The organism is Spirosoma foliorum (assembly GCF_014117325.1).
Lineage (GTDB): Bacteria > Bacteroidota > Bacteroidia > Cytophagales > Spirosomataceae > Spirosoma > Spirosoma foliorum.
Genome location: NZ_CP059732.1, coordinates 8,543,491 through 8,563,114, shown reverse-complemented (window position 1 = coordinate 8,563,114; position 19,624 = coordinate 8,543,491). Strand labels below are relative to the sequence as shown.

General features: G+C 48.7%; 11 protein-coding genes. 8 read left to right on the top strand and 3 right to left on the bottom strand.

Annotated elements, in window-relative coordinates:
- Positions 1-179: 179 nt before the first annotated feature.
- Complete coding sequence (locus H3H32_RS35905) at positions 180-1,427, top strand: efflux RND transporter periplasmic adaptor subunit (RefSeq protein ID WP_182460481.1); 1,248 nt, start codon at positions 180-182, stop codon at positions 1,425-1,427.
- Positions 1,428-1,535: 108 nt separating this feature from the next.
- On the opposite strand, the gene H3H32_RS35900 is transcribed toward H3H32_RS35905, so the two are convergent.
- The gene (locus H3H32_RS35900; RefSeq protein WP_182460480.1) at positions 1,536-1,898 is read right to left on the bottom strand and encodes a four helix bundle protein; all 363 of its coding nucleotides are present in this window, start codon (positions 1,896-1,898) and stop codon (positions 1,536-1,538) included.
- Between the two features lie 94 nt (positions 1,899-1,992).
- On the opposite strand from H3H32_RS35900, the gene H3H32_RS35895 reads away from it, so the two are divergent.
- From H3H32_RS35895 to H3H32_RS35885, 3 genes are all read left to right on the top strand, one after another.
- The gene (locus tag H3H32_RS35895) at positions 1,993-2,670 is read left to right on the top strand and encodes an ABC transporter ATP-binding protein (RefSeq protein ID WP_182460479.1); all 678 of its coding nucleotides are present in this window, start codon (positions 1,993-1,995) and stop codon (positions 2,668-2,670) included.
- A 121-nt stretch (positions 2,671-2,791) separates the two neighbouring features.
- Positions 2,792-5,176, top strand: coding sequence for an ABC transporter permease (locus H3H32_RS35890; RefSeq protein WP_182460478.1), 2,385 nt, complete (start codon positions 2,792-2,794; stop codon positions 5,174-5,176).
- A 102-nt stretch (positions 5,177-5,278) separates the two neighbouring features.
- The gene (locus H3H32_RS35885) at positions 5,279-7,654 is read left to right on the top strand and encodes an ABC transporter permease (RefSeq protein ID WP_182460477.1); all 2,376 of its coding nucleotides are present in this window, start codon (positions 5,279-5,281) and stop codon (positions 7,652-7,654) included.
- 103 nt (positions 7,655-7,757) lie between these two features.
- Here H3H32_RS35885 and H3H32_RS35880 read toward each other — a convergent pair whose 3' ends face one another.
- Entirely contained in the window at positions 7,758-8,204 is a 447-nt protein-coding gene (locus tag H3H32_RS35880) for a hypothetical protein (protein WP_182460476.1), read from the bottom strand.
- 36 nt (positions 8,205-8,240) lie between these two features.
- Here H3H32_RS35880 and H3H32_RS35875 point away from each other — a divergent pair, with 36 nt between their 5' ends.
- From H3H32_RS35875 to H3H32_RS35860, 4 genes are all read left to right on the top strand, one after another.
- The gene (locus H3H32_RS35875) at positions 8,241-10,658 is read left to right on the top strand and encodes an ABC transporter permease (RefSeq protein WP_182460475.1); all 2,418 of its coding nucleotides are present in this window, start codon (positions 8,241-8,243) and stop codon (positions 10,656-10,658) included.
- Between the two features lie 131 nt (positions 10,659-10,789).
- A complete protein-coding gene (locus H3H32_RS35870; RefSeq protein ID WP_182460474.1) occupies positions 10,790-13,228 on the top strand; it encodes an ABC transporter permease in 2,439 nt (812 codons plus the stop codon).
- A 78-nt stretch (positions 13,229-13,306) separates the two neighbouring features.
- A complete protein-coding gene (locus H3H32_RS35865) occupies positions 13,307-15,712 on the top strand; it encodes an ABC transporter permease (RefSeq protein WP_182460473.1) in 2,406 nt (801 codons plus the stop codon).
- A gap of 17 nt (positions 15,713-15,729) precedes the next feature.
- Positions 15,730-18,099: an ABC transporter permease gene (locus H3H32_RS35860; RefSeq protein ID WP_182460472.1), complete on the top strand. Its 2,370-nt coding sequence runs from the start codon at positions 15,730-15,732 to the stop codon at positions 18,097-18,099.
- Positions 18,100-18,271: 172 nt separating this feature from the next.
- Here H3H32_RS35860 and H3H32_RS35855 read toward each other — a convergent pair whose 3' ends face one another.
- A complete protein-coding gene (locus tag H3H32_RS35855; protein WP_220472582.1) occupies positions 18,272-19,294 on the bottom strand; it encodes a glycoside hydrolase family 43 protein in 1,023 nt (340 codons plus the stop codon).
- Between the last annotated feature and the right edge of the window lie 330 nt (positions 19,295-19,624).

Sequence of the window (19,624 nt, the reverse complement as noted above, 5' to 3'; positions counted from 1 at the left end):
GACAAAAGCGGACAAATTCCGTCCGAAAGCGGACAGCGCACTAATGCTGCCACAAATTAAATACCTGATAATCAACAGTAGGCTTCAACTGGCATGACATTGGCACAGGTAATTACAACGAATGAGGTCTGAGCTAGTATCTGCTCTTTCACACTTTCCCTCATTCACTTTTAACTTAAATGGATCGCGTCTTACCTAAACGATTTTGGACCACACAACGCCTGGCAATTTTTGGGGGCGGTACATTGGTTCTGGGCTTACTAGCTTACACCGTATTCTTTGCCGATCGACGGTCGAAACTGAACGTTGAAAAAGATAAAATCACCGTATCAAGCGTAACTACTGGGCCTTTTGAAGATTTTATTGCCGTAACGGGCGTTGTACAACCGCTGAAAACTATCCGACTCGATGCTATTGAAGGTGGTTATGTGACTCAGAAGTTGATCGAAGGTGGTAACATGGTTAAGAAAGGAGAAGTACTCCTGAAACTGGAAAATCAAAGCCTTAAACTCAGTTTCTTACAGTCAGAAACAGAAGCCAACCGACTCGTCAACGACCTACAAACAACTCGTCAACGCCTGCAGGTTGAGCGCTTTACACTTCGCAAAACATTGGCAGATCTCGATGCACAAATCGATCAGGCAAAAGACTCCTACGATCGCCAGGCCAAGTTATTTAAAGATAAAGTCGTTTCGGAAGAAGATTATCTGAAAGCCAAACGCGCTTACGAACGACTAACGGGTCAGCGTAGCATTGAGATTGAAACGCAGAAGTACCAGGAAGAAAATGCGAAGTTCCAGATCAAACAATTGGAAGGTACTTTGCAACGTACACAGAAAAATGTTGCTCTTTGGCAACAGACACTGGATAATCTGGTGGTTAAGGCTCCCGTTTCTGGGCAGTTATCCAGTATTGATGTAGAAGTCGGTTCGAACATCAACCGGGGCCAGAACATCGGCCAGATTGATGACCTGAATGGATTCAAAATGCGGGTTGGTATCGATGAGCACTACATCAGTCGGGTATTTTCGGGACTGAAAGGCTCATTCGAATTCAACGGAAAAATGCACGATCTGGAAATCAGTCGCGTATATCCTGAAGTAAAAAGCGGTCGGTTCGAAGTAGACATGATATTCCCGAAAGGAACGCCAGAAGGCATCAAACGGGGTCAGTCGTCGCCAATTCAATTGGAGTTAGGTAAAGCAGCCAAAGCGACACTGCTTCCTGTAGGCGGCTTCTTCTCCGACACCGGTGGCAACTGGGTGTATGTGGTGGATAAATCAGGCAAACGCGCGGTGAAACGTCCGATCACGCTTGGCCGCAAAAACCCTGAGTTCTATGAAGTCTTAACTGGCTTAGAACCTGGCGAGCAAGTCATTACGAGTTCTTACGAAAATTTTGGCGATAACGAAGTGTTGGAATTTTAGAGGGGGAAAAGGGAGGAGAGGGAAGAAAGGGACGAGTGGGATTAAAAAATACAATGTATACTTTTATTCCCTTTCCTCCCCTCGCCCCTTTCTTCCCTCTCCTCCCTTTTACATAAACTTTTCTTCTCTTGTCTTAATCAAGTTTTGCAACATTGAAGAAATAATTCGACTCTTTGCAAGCAGATCGTCACCTGTTACTGATGAAATAATTCCGATTCCTATTGCCAGATGAATTTGTGTTCTTAACTCCCCATTTGAACCTTTTGCAATGCGTAGAAACCGAATGAACTCTTTATTAGTGTGTCGCTCAAAGCCCTCGGCAACATTTGACGGAACAGAAACCGATGATCGCTGCATTTGGTCACGCAGACCATAGTCTTTACAATCTGCCAGTAATTTGTATAAATCAATTGCTTGAGTTAACCCTTTTTGCCAAACTAAGAGATCTTCAAACTTTTCAACTTTTGCCATGACTATAGGAGTTTAGGTGAAGTACGGCGTAAATGTAGGGCTTTCTGTCCCCTTCTTCCCTTTCTTCCCACTCCTCCCTTTACTCCCCAAAAATATGATCCAAACAATTGACCTTCAGAAACTCTTCGCAACCGAAGAAGTAGAAACCACTGCTCTTAATGGCATCAACATGGATGTAAAAGACGGTGAATTTGTAGCCATCATGGGTCCATCGGGCTGTGGTAAATCGACACTGCTCAACATCCTGGGCCTGCTCGATAACCCCAGCGACGGGCAGTATAATTTCTACGGCACCGAAGTCGCCAAAATGACTGAGCGGCAACGGGCGCAACTTCGTAAAGGCTCTATCGGCTTCGTGTTTCAGAGCTTTAACCTGATCGACGAACTGACCGTTTATGAAAACGTCGAACTGCCACTGTTATACCTCAAAACTCCTCCTGACGAGCGGAAGAAGCGGGTTGAAGAAACCCTGGAGCGGATGAGCATCATGCACCGACGGAATCACTTCCCTCAGCAGCTATCAGGCGGTCAACAACAACGGACAGCCATTGCCCGTGCAGTAGTTGCCAAACCCAAGCTGATCCTGGCCGATGAGCCGACGGGTAACCTCGATTCGAAAAACGGCGAGGAAGTTATGAAACTCCTCGGCGAACTGAACGACGAAGGCACCACCATCATCATGGTAACGCACTCACCCTACGATGCTGGTTTCGCTCACCGCATTGTGAACCTGTTCGATGGTAAAGTGGTAACCGAGAATTTCCACGTGTAAATAACAAAGGGGGAGGAAAGGGACGAAGGAGGAGAGGGAGAAAAGAAAGGTAATGCTTTTGTTGTTTCCCTCTCCTCCCCTTTGTCCCTTTCCTCCATCGTCCCTTTTTCCCTCCTCAAACATGTTCAGCAACTACATCAAAATAGCCTGGCGAAACATCCGATCTGGAGGAGGCTATTCCGTTTTAAACATCGGCGGTCTGGCTGTTGTGCTGGCAGTTAGTGTACTGCTGTTGTGGTGGGTAAAAGACGAATTAAGCTTCGACCGATTCCATGCCGATTCTAATCGAATTTATCGCGTCAATGCTCATTTTGGGAAAGGTGATGATGAACGTTTCTGGTCGGGAACACCTGCGCCAATTGCAGTAGCAGCTGCCAATAAGGTTCCTGGTGTTGAACAGGTCGTTCGCGTTGGTACCGTGTACGACTTCCGTACCTTTCGGGTCAACGACGGTAAAGGCCCCAAAACGTTTACAGAGCAGTACGATGACCTGGCTTTCGTAGACGAAAATTTCCTGAATCTCTTCACAGGATTTGCCGTGCGCAATGGCAATCCAACGAATCCGTTCCCATCGCCCAACTCGGTAGTTATGACCGAGGAAATGGCCAACAAATTCTTTGGTACATCCGAAGCTGTCGGCAAAACGCTAACTGTTCTGGATAGTAACCGGGTCTTCACGGTCAGCGCCATATTGGCCAACATGCCCGACAATTCATCGCTTCAGTACAAGGTGTTTTTTCCCATGAGTCTGCGGAAGAGAACTTTTGGCGGCAATGGCGATTGGAAGCGCCTGGACGATGATTGGGGCAATTACTATTTCCGGACATTTCTGAAACTAAGCCCTACGCTTGATCCCGCAGCGATTGGCAAAAAGCTAACCGAGCTTCAGGCCATAGCCCGCAATACGAAACCCGGAGACCCTTCATCCGACTACCAGCTTCAGGCCCTTACGCAATCCCATTTGTACGAGGCCGACGGGAAAGATACAGGCATGCAACAAGTTCGGATGCTGGGCCTGATCGCTTTATTACTATTGAGTATCGGCTGTATCAATTACATTAACCTAACTACCGCCCGAGCCACCCGACGCGCCCGTGAAGTGGGCGTTCGGAAAGTGATTGGGGCCGAATCGCGCCAATTGTTGATTCAATTGATGGTTGAGTCTCTATTGACGATGGGCATTGCGCTACTGGTCGCCGTTGTGCTGATTCAGTTGCTGATGCCTTATTACCACGACCTTACCAATAAAAAACTCGGCTTCTCCCTGCTCAATCCTGAAGTGTGGGCGTTGCTGATTGGTGCATTAGTCTTGACCATCGGATTGGCAGGTTTGTATCCGGCCATCATGATGTCGTCCTTGAATCCAATTCGTTCATTACGAGGTCGCGGAGCGCAATCGGGTCAGGCAGGCTTGCGGAAGGTACTGGTTGTTACGCAGTTTGCGCTGGCAACTGGTCTCATCATAGGTACACTGGTTATCGGAGAACAGCTACGCTATATCCGTGAACGCGATCTGGGTTTCGACAAAGAACATACGTTCGTTTTCTACGCAGGCGAAAAAGCCCAGCAATACAAACGCGAGCTGGAGAAAGAGAGTAGCATCCGGGCAGTGGTTACCGCAACTGGCGGACTTGTTGGCGGTGGTGGTAGCACTGGCGATACGGATTGGGATGGTAAAGCTCCCGAGCGATCATTTATTGTTGATCAGCTCGGTATCAGCCATGATTTCATTCCGGCTTACGGCATGAAAATGAGTCTGGGCAAAAATTTCACGGGTACTAAAGCCGATTCAACCAGTTTTATTCTGAATGAAACGGCGATCAAGCAGTCCGGAATCACTAATCCCATCGGCAAACGGTTTAAGTTTCACCAGACAGAAGGCCACATTATTGGCGTCGTAAAAGACATCTCTACGGCCTCAATTCGCTCCGAAATTCAACCGATGGTGCTCTATAGCATTCCAGGCGATAATGGTATTATGCACGTTAAAACGACGGGTCAACAGGCATCCCAGGCAATCGCAGCTGCCGAACGACTCTGGAAACGCGATAAGCCTGAGCAGGCATTTGAATACACCTTTCTGGATGAAACCTACAACCGAATGTACCGAACCGAACAACGTACGGGTCAGTTGTTCAGTCTGTTTGCCGGAGTAGCTATTCTCGTTTGCTGCCTGGGTTTGTTTGGTCTGGCCGCCTTTACCGCCGAGCAGCGGACCAAAGAAATTGGCGTCCGTAAAGTACTGGGCGCATCGGTCACGGGCATTGTCTCCCTGTTATCCAAAGATTTCCTGAAACTGGTGCTAATCGGCATTTTGGTGGCAACACCTGTAGCCTGGTACATCATGAGCCAGTGGTTGCAGGATTTTGCCTATAAGATTGACATGCAATGGTGGATGTTCGTACTGGCCGGATTGCTTGCCGTGGGCATCGCCTTACTAACCGTCAGTTATCAGAGTGTCAAAGCAGCTCTGATGAATCCTGTTAAATCGTTAAAAACGGAGTAAAAGGGAGAAGAGAGACGAAGGGGAGGAAAGGGAAAACGACAAAAGCATTATTTCCCCCTTTCTTCCCCTTCGTCTCTCTCCTCCCTTTACTCCTCTTCTCCTATGTTTAAAAACTATTTCAAAATCGCGATTCGGAGTTTACTAAAGAATAAACTCTATTCAGGCATTAATGTAGTAGGGCTAGCGCTCGGTATGGCGTGTAGTCTGCTCATTGGCCTTTGGGTAAAGGATGAACTCAGCTTCGACCGTTTTCTGCCCGACGCCGACAAGATCATGTACGTGCGGGTCAACTTTCCCTACAATGGCGAAATCGTCACGAACGATGTCACGCCCGGCCCTTTGCAGGAAGCCATTGCCAAAGATGTACCGGAAGTAGCTGCTGTTACCAAAATCAACTATGGCCCTGAGTTGCTGATTAAACCCGTTGGCAACCAGACGACAGGCGAAAAAGCAGCTAAAGAACGCGGTCATTATGCTACTGAGGACTTTTTTGGCGTATTCGATCTGCCCGCTATTTACGGTAATCCGAAAGCGGCCCTGGCGCAAACCAATCAGATTGTCATTACGCGAAAAATAGCTGAGAAATACTTTCCGGCTGGCCTGGCAATTGGGAAAACGATCCAACTCGACAACAACAAGCTGTACGTAGTTGGAGCCGTTATCGAAGACTTACCAAAAAACTCCACGCTGCAATTCGAGTGGCTGGTTAACTGGAAAGTACAGGAGGAAGACTGGATGACCAAATGGGGGAACAACTCCTTCAACACCTACGTCCGGCTAAAACCGAACACAACAATAGCGCAGGCCGAGGCCGCCATGAACGATATTTATCCACGTTTTGCGGGTAAGAATTTCGAGACAGGTCAACCTACTCTGCAACCCATCACCGACTTGCATCTATACTCCGCCTACAAAAACGGCAAAAGCGTCGGTGGGCGAATCCAATATGTGCGTATCTTCTCCATGGTTGCCCTGTTTATCCTGCTGATTGCCTGCATCAATTTCATGAACCTGGCTACAGCCCGGTCGGCAACCCGCGCCAAGGAAGTAGGGGTGCGGAAAGTAGTTGGCGCAGGTCGTTCCTCGTTGATTGGGCAGTTTCTGAGCGAATCTATGATGACGAGCCTACTGGCTGTTGTACTGGCTCTCGTTCTAGTCTGGTATGTGCTGCCTACCTTCAACGAAGTATTTGGAAAGCAATTAGCACTCAATCTCGCCGAGCCAGCGCTTTGGTTAATTATTTTAGGTTTGGTGCTGATCACCGGCTTTTTGTCGGGGAGTTACCCGGCCCTGTTTCTATCCTCACTTCAACCGATCAAAATCCTGAAAGGGCGTTTACAATTCGGTTCAGGTCCAGCGCTGTTCCGACGTACGTTGGTTGTGTTTCAGTTTTCGCTCTCGATTTTTCTGATTGTGGGTATGCTGGCCGTGGGTAAGCAAATGAACTACCTCCGTACTAAAAACCTTGGCCTCGACCGCGAGAATGTGGTGTATGTGTCGCTGGAGGGCGAAATAGCGCAGCCCAAAAAGGTAGACGTATTTCGACGGGAAGTGATGCGAAAGCCATCCATTGCATCAGCTACAACAACCATGTCGCTACCCGTCAATATTCAAAGCTCATCGGGCGATTTGAAATGGCCGGGTAAAGATCCGAACCAGGGTACCAATGTGTCGGTAATGGCTGTCGGCGAAGGGTTTACCCAAACTATGAATATCAAGCTGCTGGCCGGACGCGATTTCCGGGCAGATAGTCCCGCTGATTCAGCTCGGTACATTATTAATGAAGCCACGGCCAAACTGATGGGCATGAAAGACCCCGTTGGCAAGGAAGTCGAATTCTGGATGGGTAAAGGGCAGATTATTGGGTTGATGAAAGACTTCCACATCAACTCTCTTCATCAGGCCATCAATCCATTGATCCTGCTTTTCAACTCAGCGAATACGAGTTATTTGCTCGTAAAAACGCGGCCCGGTCAAACGCAGCAGGCCATTGCCGATCTGGAACAGCTATCGAAGGAATTCAATCCAAATTATCCCTTCAATTACCATTTCATGGATGAAGAATACGAGAAACTGTATCGCAGCGAGCAGCAAGTCAATACGCTCGTCAACTACTTCGGTGTGCTCGCTATTCTGATTTCGTGTCTGGGATTATTCGCATTAGCTGCGTTCACGGCAGAGCAGCGGACCAAAGAAATTGGAGTGCGTAAAGTACTGGGTGCTAGTATCGGCAACATCGTCGGTATGCTCTCCACCGACTTTCTGAAACTGGTTTTTGTCGCTCTCGTTCTGGCCTCTCCCCTAGCCTGGTGGGCGGTTAGCGAGTGGCTGGGTACGTTCGCTTACCAGACCACATTACCCTGGTGGATTTTTGCAACAGCCGGTTTACTAGCCATTGCCATCGCCTTTTTAACAGTCAGTTACCAAAGCATCAAAGCGGCAACGGTGAACCCGGTAACGAGTTTGAAGAGTGAGTAATCCGAACCGGGATTTATATGATTTAACTGACTGACTTTGATTCTCTTTCAGAGAAAGCCCAGCGAAAATCAAAGTCAGTCAGTTAAATCACATAAATCCCGGTTCAGACGAGATATTGATTCAAATCCAGTTGAAGGATTTCGGAGAAGGACGATTCGGTGGTGAGACCGCCGTCACCAAAGCGATAGCGATACCATTGTTGAGTTTTGTAGTTGTAAACAAAGCCTTCGCGAATACCGTACCAATCGCTATCGATTAACTGAATGACCTTTTCGGTATCCATTTTTAAGCCATTTGTATGACATACTTCGATGATAATAGGTGTCAGGTCTGTTCGACTGTCGCGTAACGATACGTCGGGAACCTGACTAGCTTTTCCCTCATCGAGCATTGTTTCTGGCAAAGGTTCAAGCTGAATACTCTTTTCACGATAAAAGAGAATACCTAAGCCAGTAGTTAGTTTGGCAATAACGCGCTGATGATCGGCAGGCGCCCAGACACCCTGGTCTTCGCCAACAACGAAAGGATCATTTACAACAGGGAAGTACATATTAATCGGGTTTCAACAAACTTACCATAAAAGTTCATGCTTCGCAATTACCTAAAAGTCGCCTTCCGAACGCTCTGGAAAAACCGTACGCACACCTTAATCAACATCGTTGGCCTGTCGGTTGCGTTTGGAACCTGCGTGCTCTTATTCCTGACAGCTACCTTCGAATTGTCGTACGATAGCTTCCATACAGACGCTAACCGCATCTTCCGACTGAACTTCCTGTCGACTAACCGCGATGGTTCTCCGAATCAGGGATCCACGATGCCGTACCCAATTTCACCCGCCCTCAAAGCCGACTTTCCAGAGATCGAAGGGGTAACGCGTTGGTTTGATCGGAGTGCGAGCGTTCGACATAACGACCAGACATATAACAAAGATGTGCGCATGGCAGACGCCGATTTCCTGCACATGTTCACGTTTCCGCTGGTAAAGGGCAATGTCAAAACGGCCATGAACAGCCTGAGCGACATTGTCATCAGCGAGAACATGGCCAAGGATATTTTCGGTCAGGAAGATCCAATTGGCAAACCGCTTCAGTTGCGCATGAATAATTCCTGGCAGGCTTTTACGGTTACGGGTGTCATTGGCAATGCTCCAAAGAACTCGACACTCGAGTACGACGCCCTGATTCGTAGCGAAAACGCGGGCGATTATCAGGAGTTCAAAAGCCGCTGGGATCATGGCAACCACGATGTGTATGTGAAAGTAAAAGCCGGAACCGATCCGAAAACCTTACAACGGCGGTCGCAGGCGTTTATGGACAAGTACTTTGCGCAGGAAATCAAGGATCAGAAAGAACAGGGATATCCGAAGAACGAACTGGGGTTTCAGAAAAGTCTGCTTTTGCAACCCATGCGCGAGGTGCATTTTGATACCGTAACCACGCATGGTAGTGGAATCAGTCGGGCCTATGTGTACACACTCTTGCTCATCGGACTGTTTATTCTGGCCATCGCCTGTATCAATTTTATCAACCTTACTATTGCGCAATCGCTCTCGCGGGCGCGGGAAGTGGGCGTTCGGAAGTCGCTGGGCGCGCAACGGGGCCAATTGTTCGGTCAAATCTGGGGAGAAACACTACTATTATGTTTCGGTGCCCTGCTGATTGGCCTTTCGCTGGCTTATGTAAGCTTACCGACCTTTAATCGCCTGTTCCGAAGTTCGCTCACATTGGCCAATTTCCTGCAACCAGAGGTATTGCTCATAACGGGGCTAGGTTTTCTGTTCATCACCTTAATTGCTGGCGGCTATCCCTCCTGGTTCGTAACCCGTTTTAATGCCGTAGAGGTGCTGAAAGGTAAAGTTAAAGTGAGCCGTCCGGGATTGCTTCGCAATTCACTTATCGTCACCCAGTTTACCATTGCCTGTTTGCTCATCGTTTGTACGGTGATTGTGCGTCAGCAGATCAGTTATCTGCAACAAAAACCGATGGGATTGGATAAAGAGCAGGTAATCAGTATTCCGGTAGGCAACGAACTAAACGGAAAAGATGCCCTAAAATCCATGCGCGACCGACTAGCGAATCAACCCAATATTGCATCTGTATCAGGTTCGGGTGTTAACATTGGCGCGGGACTAGACGGTAGTTCATCGCGGATGATGTTCGGCTTCCAGTACGGCAAACGTGACGTTACCTGCGACTGGCTGCGGATCGACACGGACTACCTCAAAACAATGGGTATTAAGCTCCTGCAAGGTCGCGACTTTAGCACGGCGTTTAGTACCGATTCGAGTTCGTCCGTGCTGATTACGCAAAGCATGGCTAAGGCATTGGGCGAGGCCAATCCTGTAGGCAAGTTTATTAAACCTGATAATAAAGAATATCAGATTGTTGGTGTTGTATCGGATTTCAATCTATATTCATTACATCAGGAAGCCAAACCGATTACCCTGCAAATGCAGTCAAATTGGCCGATAAGTTATATTCTGGTTCGGGTCAATCCGCAGAACCTGACGGGCGCGATGGAATCCATCAAAGCCGCCTGGAAAACAATTGCCCCCAAACAGGAATTCATTGGGTCGTTCCTGGACGAAAACACCGAACGCTGGTACCGAAAGGAACAGCGACTGGCGACCATTTTCTCGTCGGCGGCTGGTATTGCCATTTTGCTATCGTGCATGGGTCTGTTTTCGATTGCCCTTGTTTCCATTCAGCAGCGAACCAAAGAAATTGGAGTGCGTAAAGTACTGGGTGCGTCGGTATTCAGCATTGTCGGGCTGCTCTCCAAAGACTTTTTGAAATTGGTTGTAGCAGCTATTGTCATAGCCTCGCCAATTGCCTGGTACGCTATGGACAAATGGCTATCCGACTTCGCTTACAAAATCGATATCGAATGGTGGGTCTTTGCATTGGCAGGCGTTCTGGCAATCATCATTGCGTTGGCAACCGTGAGTTTCCAAAGTGTGCGAGCCGCGTTGATGAATCCGGTGAAAAGTTTACGATCTGAGTAGAGACGCAACCCTTTGCGTCTCATACCCCGGATGGCTTTGTTCGTCTCTTTGACTGGGTGACTTTATCGACGTTAAAATTGCTGACGCCTAAAGAGACGCAAAGGGTTGCGTCTCTACAAAAACTACCTCCCATGCTACGAAACTATCTCAAAATCGCACTGCGTAATCTGGCGAAACACAAGGTTAACACGGGCATCAACATTGCCGGTTTAGCTATTGGTATGGCGTGCTGCCTGCTCATTGTGATGTACGTTTCCGATGAGTTGAGTTATGATCAGCACTGGCCAAACGGGGAGCGGGTTTATCGGATGGCACTTGAACGGAAATACCCCGGTCGTAGCACCAAGTATGCGCTCATTCCACCTTCGTATGCCCAATCGGTTAAGAAAGAAATACCCGAGATTGAGCAGGTAACGCGTGTTTTTTCAGCAGGCACCAATGCGCCAGTCCTTGTCAAACTAGGAGATCGAACGATTGAAGAGAAGAACTTCATGGTAGTCGATTCGACTTTTTTTCAGGTATTTCAGACGCCCCTTCTGCATGGCCAGCCGAATCAGGTACTGAGTCGCCCGAATACGGTTGTCCTGACCGAAAGCACTGCCAAACGGTTGTTTGGTCAGACGAATCCTATTGGGAAGATGCTGGAAATTGTGCAGGGGCCGAAGCTGGAAGTAACGGGCATCTGCGCCGATCCATCGCACAATTCGCACGTTGCGTTTAATTTCCTGTCGTCTACGCGCGGTTTCCCGCAAGCCGAGCAGGTCAATCATATTGGTTTTTCAGCCTATACCTATCTGCTTTTACGGCCTAATACACAGCCCGACGTTGTGGAAGCCAAACTACCGAAGGTGGTAGAAAAATACGCGTCAGGGGAAGTGGAGCGCACATTCGGCGTGTCCTATCGCGATTACATCAAGGCCGGAAATGGGTATTTCTATTTCCTCCAGCCCCTTCCCAGCATTCACCTCGACTCGCATCTCGAAGCTGAACTTCAGCCCAACGGAAGCCGGTCGCTGGTATCTATTTTTTCCATTATCGCGGCTTTTGTATTGCTGATTGCCTGCATCAACTTCATGAATCTAGCTACCGCCCGTTCGTCGGAGCGGGCGCGGGAAGTGGGTATTCGAAAATCACTCGGCTCAACAACGCAGCAACTGGCTGCCCAATTCCTGACCGAATCGGTCCTGCTAAGCCTGTTTAGTTTAGTGGTTGCTACACTATTGGTGGCCAGTTTACTCACGCCCTTCAACACAATTGCCAGCAAATCGCTTACGTTAACCTCACTGGTACGCTGGGAAACGTTACCGTTGTTGCTGGGCGGAGCTGTTGTTGTCGGGTTGCTGGCAGGCAGTTATCCGGCAGGAGTGCTATCGGCCTTCGAACCGATTAAAGTGCTGAAAGGCAAGTTCAGTTCAACCCGTCAGGGGCATTTGCTACGCAACGGCCTGGTCGTGTTTCAGTTTGCGATTTCGGTTCTCCTGATTGTTAGTACCATTGTTGTATTCAGCCAGTTGAATTTCATCCAGCGGAAAGAACTTGGGTTTACGAAAGAATCTGTCATAAAACTCAAAGGTGCATTTTCGCTCGCCAACCATACCGAAGCCTTCAAAGAGGAAGTGGCTAAATTATCGGGTGTTACGGGCGTAGGAGGAACGACCAATACTCCTGGCGAAGAAGGTTTTTTCGGCATAACGTTCCGCAAGAATGGGGAGAACGAAAGCGTTACAGGCAAAGGCTGCGTCGTTGATGAGCAGTATTTGCAAACGATGCAAATGAGTATGCTGGCCGGGCGTCCGTTTAGTCGCCAGTTCGATGATTCACTGTCCGTCATTTTAAACGAAGAAGCCGCCCGGCAGATTGGCCTGACGGACCCCATCGGCAAGCAAATTACCAGCCCCGACAACTTTGTTCAGCCCAACGGTCAACCCGTTACGTACACCGTGGTGGGCATCGTTCGTAATTTCCACTTCGGCTCGTTGCATCAGCATATTGGCCCATTGTTTGTTCTGAATGACCGACTGTTCAAAAAAGTGGATAATCAGCTCGTGGTGCGCGTACGCACCGATGAACCGGAGGCCCTGGTTAGTCAGATTGAACGCATCTGGAAACGCTACCTACCCGACCAACCTTTCCATTATTCCTACCTCGCCACCGACTGGAGTGATTTATACAAATCGGAGCAGGTAGCTCAGCGGATTTTTGGCCTGTTTGCCATGCTGGCCATTTTCATCGCCTGTATGGGGTTATTGGGATTGGCTATGTATGTGATCCGGCTGCGAACCAAAGAAATCGGCGTCCGGAAAGTGCTGGGCGCATCGATTCCAAGTCTGGTTGCGCTGCTTTCCAAAGACTTCCTGAAACTGGTCTTCATCGCGATTGTCATTGCCGCACCCATAGCCTGGTACATCATGAGACAATGGCTACAGGATTTTGCCTACAAGATTGACATGGAATGGTGGATGTTCGCCGTAGCGGGTTTGTTGGCGGTAGGGATTGCCCTATTGACGGTCAGTTTCCAAAGTATCAAAGCCGCGTTGATGAATCCGGTTAAATCACTTCGTTCGGAGTAAAGGAAGAGGGGGACAAAGGGAGGATAACAGATCCAGCTCTTTCCTCTTGTCCCTTTCCTCCCCTTATTTTTTATCCCTATGCTCACAAACTACCTCAAAATTGCCTGGCGGGGGCTTCTTAAAAACCGCCTGTTTACATCCCTGAATTTGGTCGGTCTGGCAACGGGACTGGCCGTGGCGCTACTCCTGATCCTGTACGTGAAGGATGAACTTCAGTTCGATAAATACCACGCTCACGCGGATCGAATTTATCGGATTGCGGTAACGGTTTCCTTCGATGGGAAAACCATGAAATGGGCAAACTCACCCAATGCGGTTGGTCCGGCGCTCAAAGCCGATATTCCCAATGTGGAGCAACAGGTGCGGCTGCTTCGGCACAATTTTGGGCAGACGGCCTTCGTCAATTCGGGTGACAGAAAGTTTGCTGAAAAGAATTTTTATTGGGCCGACGGTAGCCTGTTCAACATTTTTGACATTGCCCTCCTGAAAGGAAATCCGAAAACAGCACTCGATGGCCCCCGTAAGGTTGTGCTTAGTCAGGCAACTGCCGATCGGTACTTCGGGACCGAAAATCCGATTGGTAAAATCCTGAATGTAGATAATCGGGATACGTTGGAAGTAACGGGCGTGTATGCAAATTTTCCGGGAACCTCGACGCTGGATGCCGACATGATTGGCTCGTTCAGCAGCGTGCGTTGGGCTCAACAGCCAACCTGGAGCAATGCCAGTTTTGAGACTTACCTCCTACTGACTCCACAAGCCAACCCAGCTCAGATTGAGCAGCAAATGGTGGCCGTCCTGAATAAAAACGTACCAAAGTCTGATCAATATTTTACGCTCGGATTACAACCGCTTACCGACATTCACCTGCATTCGGCCGATATTACCAACGCCAATACCACGCGTATCGGCGATTTTCAGCAGGTCAAAATTCTCCTGATTCTGGCGATTGTCATCCTGCTCATTGCCTCGATCAACTACATGAATTTAGCCACGGCTAAGGCGCAAATCCGGTTCCGCGAAGTAGGTGTTATCAAAACAGTCGGTGCGTCGATGCGGCATCTGGTTACGCGCTTCTACCTCGAAACCGCGCTGATGATGTCGCTGGCACTTATACTAGCCATTGGACTGGTGGCGTTAAGTTTGCCTATATTCAATCAACTAACCGGGAAGCAGCTTCCATTTCAGGCGTTATTATCGCCCGAGGTAGCTGGTGGGCTGTTGCTCATTGGGCTAATCATTACATTGATTGCGGGCTCTTATCCAGCCTTTTATCTCTCGTCGTTCTCACCCAAATACCTGCTCAGTACCACCTTCCGAAACCAGTCGGGGGCGGGTTTATTCCGGCGGTCACTGGTGGTTATTCAGTTTACGGCCTCAGTGGTGCTGATGGTCAGTACGTTTATTTTCTATCAGCAATTGCAGTTTATTCAATCGCAAAAACTTGGCTACGAACCCACCCAGGTGTTGGCTGTCATGACGTCGGCAGCAAAAGATAGAACCCAAATCGACGCCCTGATGAACGACTATCGTAGCCTGAGCAATGTGGTCGATGTATGTCGGGCACAGACGTTCCCCGGCGATGGCGGCAGCGGACGAACCCTCACGAAATCGGACAACCCGAACGGCAACAATGCCAGCGACGGCATGGCCATTCAGACGAATCGGGTGGGCAACGAGTTTATCAACGTACTGGGTTTAAAACTTCTCGCAGGTCGCACATTACCAGCCGTGAAAGACCCCAAAGACACAACCGTGCAGGTCGTACTGAATAAAACGGCGGTTGAGTATTTAGGGTACACGCCCGAAAAAGCGCTGGGCCGGAAAGCCTACAATCTGTTCGGTTGGGATCGGGCTGAGATCGTGGGCGTTGTCGAAGATTTTCATTTCGAATCACTCCATAAACCTATTGGTGCCTACGCCTTTCATAATGCTGATACGGAAGGACGGCCCTATTTGCTGATTAAAACCAAGACGGCTCATTTACCCGAAACGATGCAGCAGTTGGAACGTATTTTCCAGAAAGACATGCCTGATTCGGCCTTTGAGTTTACCTTCCTCGATGACTTCCTGAACACCTTATACCGCTCTGAACAGCGTACGGCGCAAGTTGTGCTGGTGTTCTCGGCACTAGCCATTTTGATTGCCTGTCTGGGTTTGTTTGGGCTAGCTGCGTTCACCGCCGAACAGCGAACCAAGGAAATTGGGGTTCGAAAAGTATTGGGCGCATCGGTATTCAGCATTGTCGGATTACTCTCCAAAGACTTCTTAAAACTGGTTATCGTCGCAATCCTGATTGCCTCTCCCCTAGCCTGGTATACCATGAATCAATGGCTACAGGATTTTGCTTACAAGATCAATATCGAGTGGTGGATGTTTGCCGTGGCCGGACTTTTGGCCATAGGTGTTGCCTTGCTAACAGTAAGTTTCCAAAGCATCAAAGCCGCATTGATGAACCCGGTGAAATCATTAAGATCGGAATAACGTAGAGACGCAACCGCATGCTAAAAAACTACGTCATTCTCGCCTATCGAAATCTGGTTACTAACCGGGTAACGTCATTTATCAACATTGTTGGGTTGTCTATTGCCGTTGCGTGCAGCATTGCCGTTTTTCTGATTCTGAAAAACTTCTGGACGCTGGATAACTTCCACGTTAATGGCGATCGGATTTTCATGGTGGAATACACGATGGAAGTCAACAAGGAAACGCAGGTGTATGGCAATGCGCCAGCACCTATGGCAGCCGCCCTGGCAACCGATTTTCCGCAGGTGAAACGCGCGGTTCGTGTTCAACGGGAAGGCGTTCAAGTCATTCGGAAGGAAAACCTGTTCGACGAAATCATCAGCTATGCTGATACCAACTTTTTTCAGGTATTCACTTTCCCACTCAAATACGGAAACCCAACTGCACTGGTAGATCCGAATGCCATTATCCTAAGCAGCGAAATGGCGGAGAAGTACTTCCCAAATCAGATTCCAATCGGGCAACCGTTGTCCATCGTTACGGGCGAGCGGGAAAACAAACAGTTTATCGTTCAGGGAGTTGCCGAGAAATTCCCGAACAACACGGGCTTTGCCTTCGACTTGCTGACTGGCTATCACCCTGTTCATGCGTCGCTTAAGAAGCAGGATTGGGCCTCACATATCTATGGCGTTTTCATCGAGCTTCAGGACAAAGCTGATATCAAATCGCTAGCCGGGCAAATGGGTCGGTATGTGGCGTTGTATAATTCCAAAAACAGTGAGAATCCCATCAAATCGTTTGCCTTCGATAACCTCCGCAATCCGGCTCCTGATGCCTACAATGTAAACCGACGTCCAGCCGAAGCCAATCATCCTATTACGACGATTCTGTTTTCGGCTATTGCCCTGATCATGATGGGTTTGTCGTGTTTCAATTATGTCAATATCTCGCTGGGGGCCGCCACGCAGCGATTAAAAGAAATTGGCGTACGTAAGGTGATGGGTGGTACGCGTCAACAGTTGATTGCTCAGTTCATGACCGAAAACCTATTGCTTTGCTTTGTAGCGCTGTTGTTAGCATTATTCATCACTGCGGTTTTTCTGGTTCCTCTATTTAATGACCTAATGGTTATGAGCATATCGCTCTCCTTTGATCAAAATATGCCATTGTGGGGTTTCTTAGCTGGATTGTTAGCGTTTACGGCCATTGCTTCGGGAGCTTATCCCGCTTTATATGTCTCAGCTTTCAGGCCCATTGCCGTTCTGGCCGGAAAACTGAAGTTCGGCACCAAAAATACCTTGAGTCGGGTGCTTTTGGTTGCGCAGTTTGTACTGGCCTTTATGTCAGTTATTCTGGGTGTTGTGCTGACGAGTGCGGGCGTGCAATGGGAAAATCTCGACTGGGGCTATAATCCAGATCAAACGCTGGTCCTTCGCCTAACCGATAGTACTCAATTTAGCATCGTTAGGAATGAGTTAGCCAGAAACCCGTCGGTTAGAACGATTGCCGGTGCCGAAAACCACGTTGGCGAATCAGTGGGCAGATTAACAATTCAACTGGGCGACGTGCAGGAAAACGTGCTTCGTTACAACGTTGGCCCTGGTTATTTTGATGCGGTGGGTCTGGAACTGGCATCTGGGCGATTTTTCGACCGCAACCGTACTGCTGAAAATGCGGAATCGGTCATTGTTAATGAATCGTTTGTGCAGAAGCATCACTGGAAAGATGCCGCCATTGGCAAGTCGATTCGGGTAGATAAAAAACTCGTTACCATTGCCGGAGTCGTTAAAGACTTCAAATTAATGGGTTCGGGAGCGACACGGCCGGTCATTTTTTTCGCGGCCGAACAGCCTATGTTTAGCTACTTGATTGCCCGATTCGATCCAGGAAGCGGCCCCAAAGTAGTCGCCAATCTGGAACAAATCTGGCAGACTAAATTCCCTAATACAACGGCTTCTCATTTCTACCAGAAAGACGTGTTCGATGGCTTTAACACTACGTTTCAAAACCTTTCCAATGGATTCGGCTATCTGGCCGGACTGGCGTTGCTGATTGCCTGTATGGGTCTGTACGGATTGGCCGCTCAGCACTTTTCCCGACGAATAAAAGAAGTGGGCATACGGAAAATGCTGGGCGCAACCATTGCCCAGATCGTTTTGCTGGTCAACCGTGAATTCCTGCTTTTGTTATCAATCGCCGGGCTCGTCGCTAACCTGATCTGCTTTTTAGGTATCAAGTTACTGCTTCAGAACACCCAGGAATTTACCGGTTCATTCCAGCCGGGTATCGGGTGGTTCTTGCTCGCAAATGCGGTTGTTTTCATCACGGCAGCCATCGCCGTTGGCACGCAGAGCTGGAAAATGGCCAATGTTCAGTTGTCGAACGTCCTTAAAAATAACGATTAAAAGGCAGGGAGCGCGGGGCTGGCGCGGGTATTTACCGCACGGGCGGCCCCGCCGTGCCTTTTCATGTAGGCCAGCATTCGCTGGTGCCTGAGATGCGTCAGTAAATACTGACTAAATTAAAGACACGGCGGGGCCGCCCGTGCGGTAAATACCCGCGCCAGATTATGCACTTCTACGGTCTTTCATTCTGCCACTGTATAGTCACCTTCCCGGCTTTAATCTCCATTGGCAACCACACATAGCGCGAATCGGGCAGGTTTGTTTTATTCCATCGGTCGGCCATAAACAGGAACTTGTCGCGCTTCGGATCAATAGGAACAATGTAGGTACTTTGCGATTGGAACGTCGTTGCAGCGTTCGGGCCTACGCACGGATTCGCTTGTGTTGTCCATGTCCCCAATGGCGAATCGGCAACAGCAACTGATGCCGGATTAGGGCTCCAGCCTGTACAGTCGGAGGTGATTAAATAATATTTCCCAGCCTGTTTAACGAGCGCAGGCGCTTCACGCCGTTTACCCTCCAGAATACGGATATACTGACGGGTTGGCTTCAGGTAATCGTCCGATAAGAGGTTGATATGCATCGTATTGTTGTTTTCGGAGGAATGCACCAGATAGGCTTTTCCATCATCATCCTGAAAGAGCGTCATATCCCGCGAATCGTGGCCATTGGGTTTCAGGCTACCCAGATAGCGATAGGGCCCGGTTGGTTTGTCGCTCACGGCTACGCCCGCGTGTGCATAGCTATAGTCTTTGTGATCGATGTGCATCCATAGCACAAACTGGCCTGTTTTCTGATTATAAATCACCTTCGGGCGCTCAATGACGTTGCTGGTATCCAGATCACTCCGGCGATTATTCGTTGTTGCCGACAACACAACCCCTTCATATTTCCAGGCTTTCAGGTCTTTCGATGAATAGCAGGAAATACCGCCCGCTGGCACGCGATAGCACTCCCAGCTCTGATCGGGCACGAGCCACGTTTTCCCCTTTTTGATTTCGCCAAACCAGTAATACATCCCTTTGTGAAACAGCATGCCACCTCCGTGTGCATTGATAAAATGGCCATCGGTGTCTTTCCATGCACCAGCCTGCTCTACCGAGTTTTTGGCAGGAAGATTTTTCATCTGCGAGAAAGCAAAAGGCATCCCAACAAATTGGACCCAAATGACTGCGGCACATAACCAGAATTTCATGGAAGCGGCTGTTAGTTAACGTGAATTATGGATAAAATCCGGATTTACTAACTGATTGTTAGCTATTTATAGTATTATTTTTTGTCATCCCGACGTCAGGAGGAATCTTCGTCAACTGGTTATTTACCGAAGATCCCTCCTGACGTCGGGATGATAAAAAATTAGTATCATGCTATTCGTAAATGGCAATAATTCATGTTAGTGAAACTTATTTATGCACGGAGAAGCGTATTGGCAACAAAACTACCCATACAAGTAATGAAGAGCTATGACACGGTTTATTTGAGCGTCATAAAAGAACCGTGGCATGGCTCTTCATTACGTGCGGCC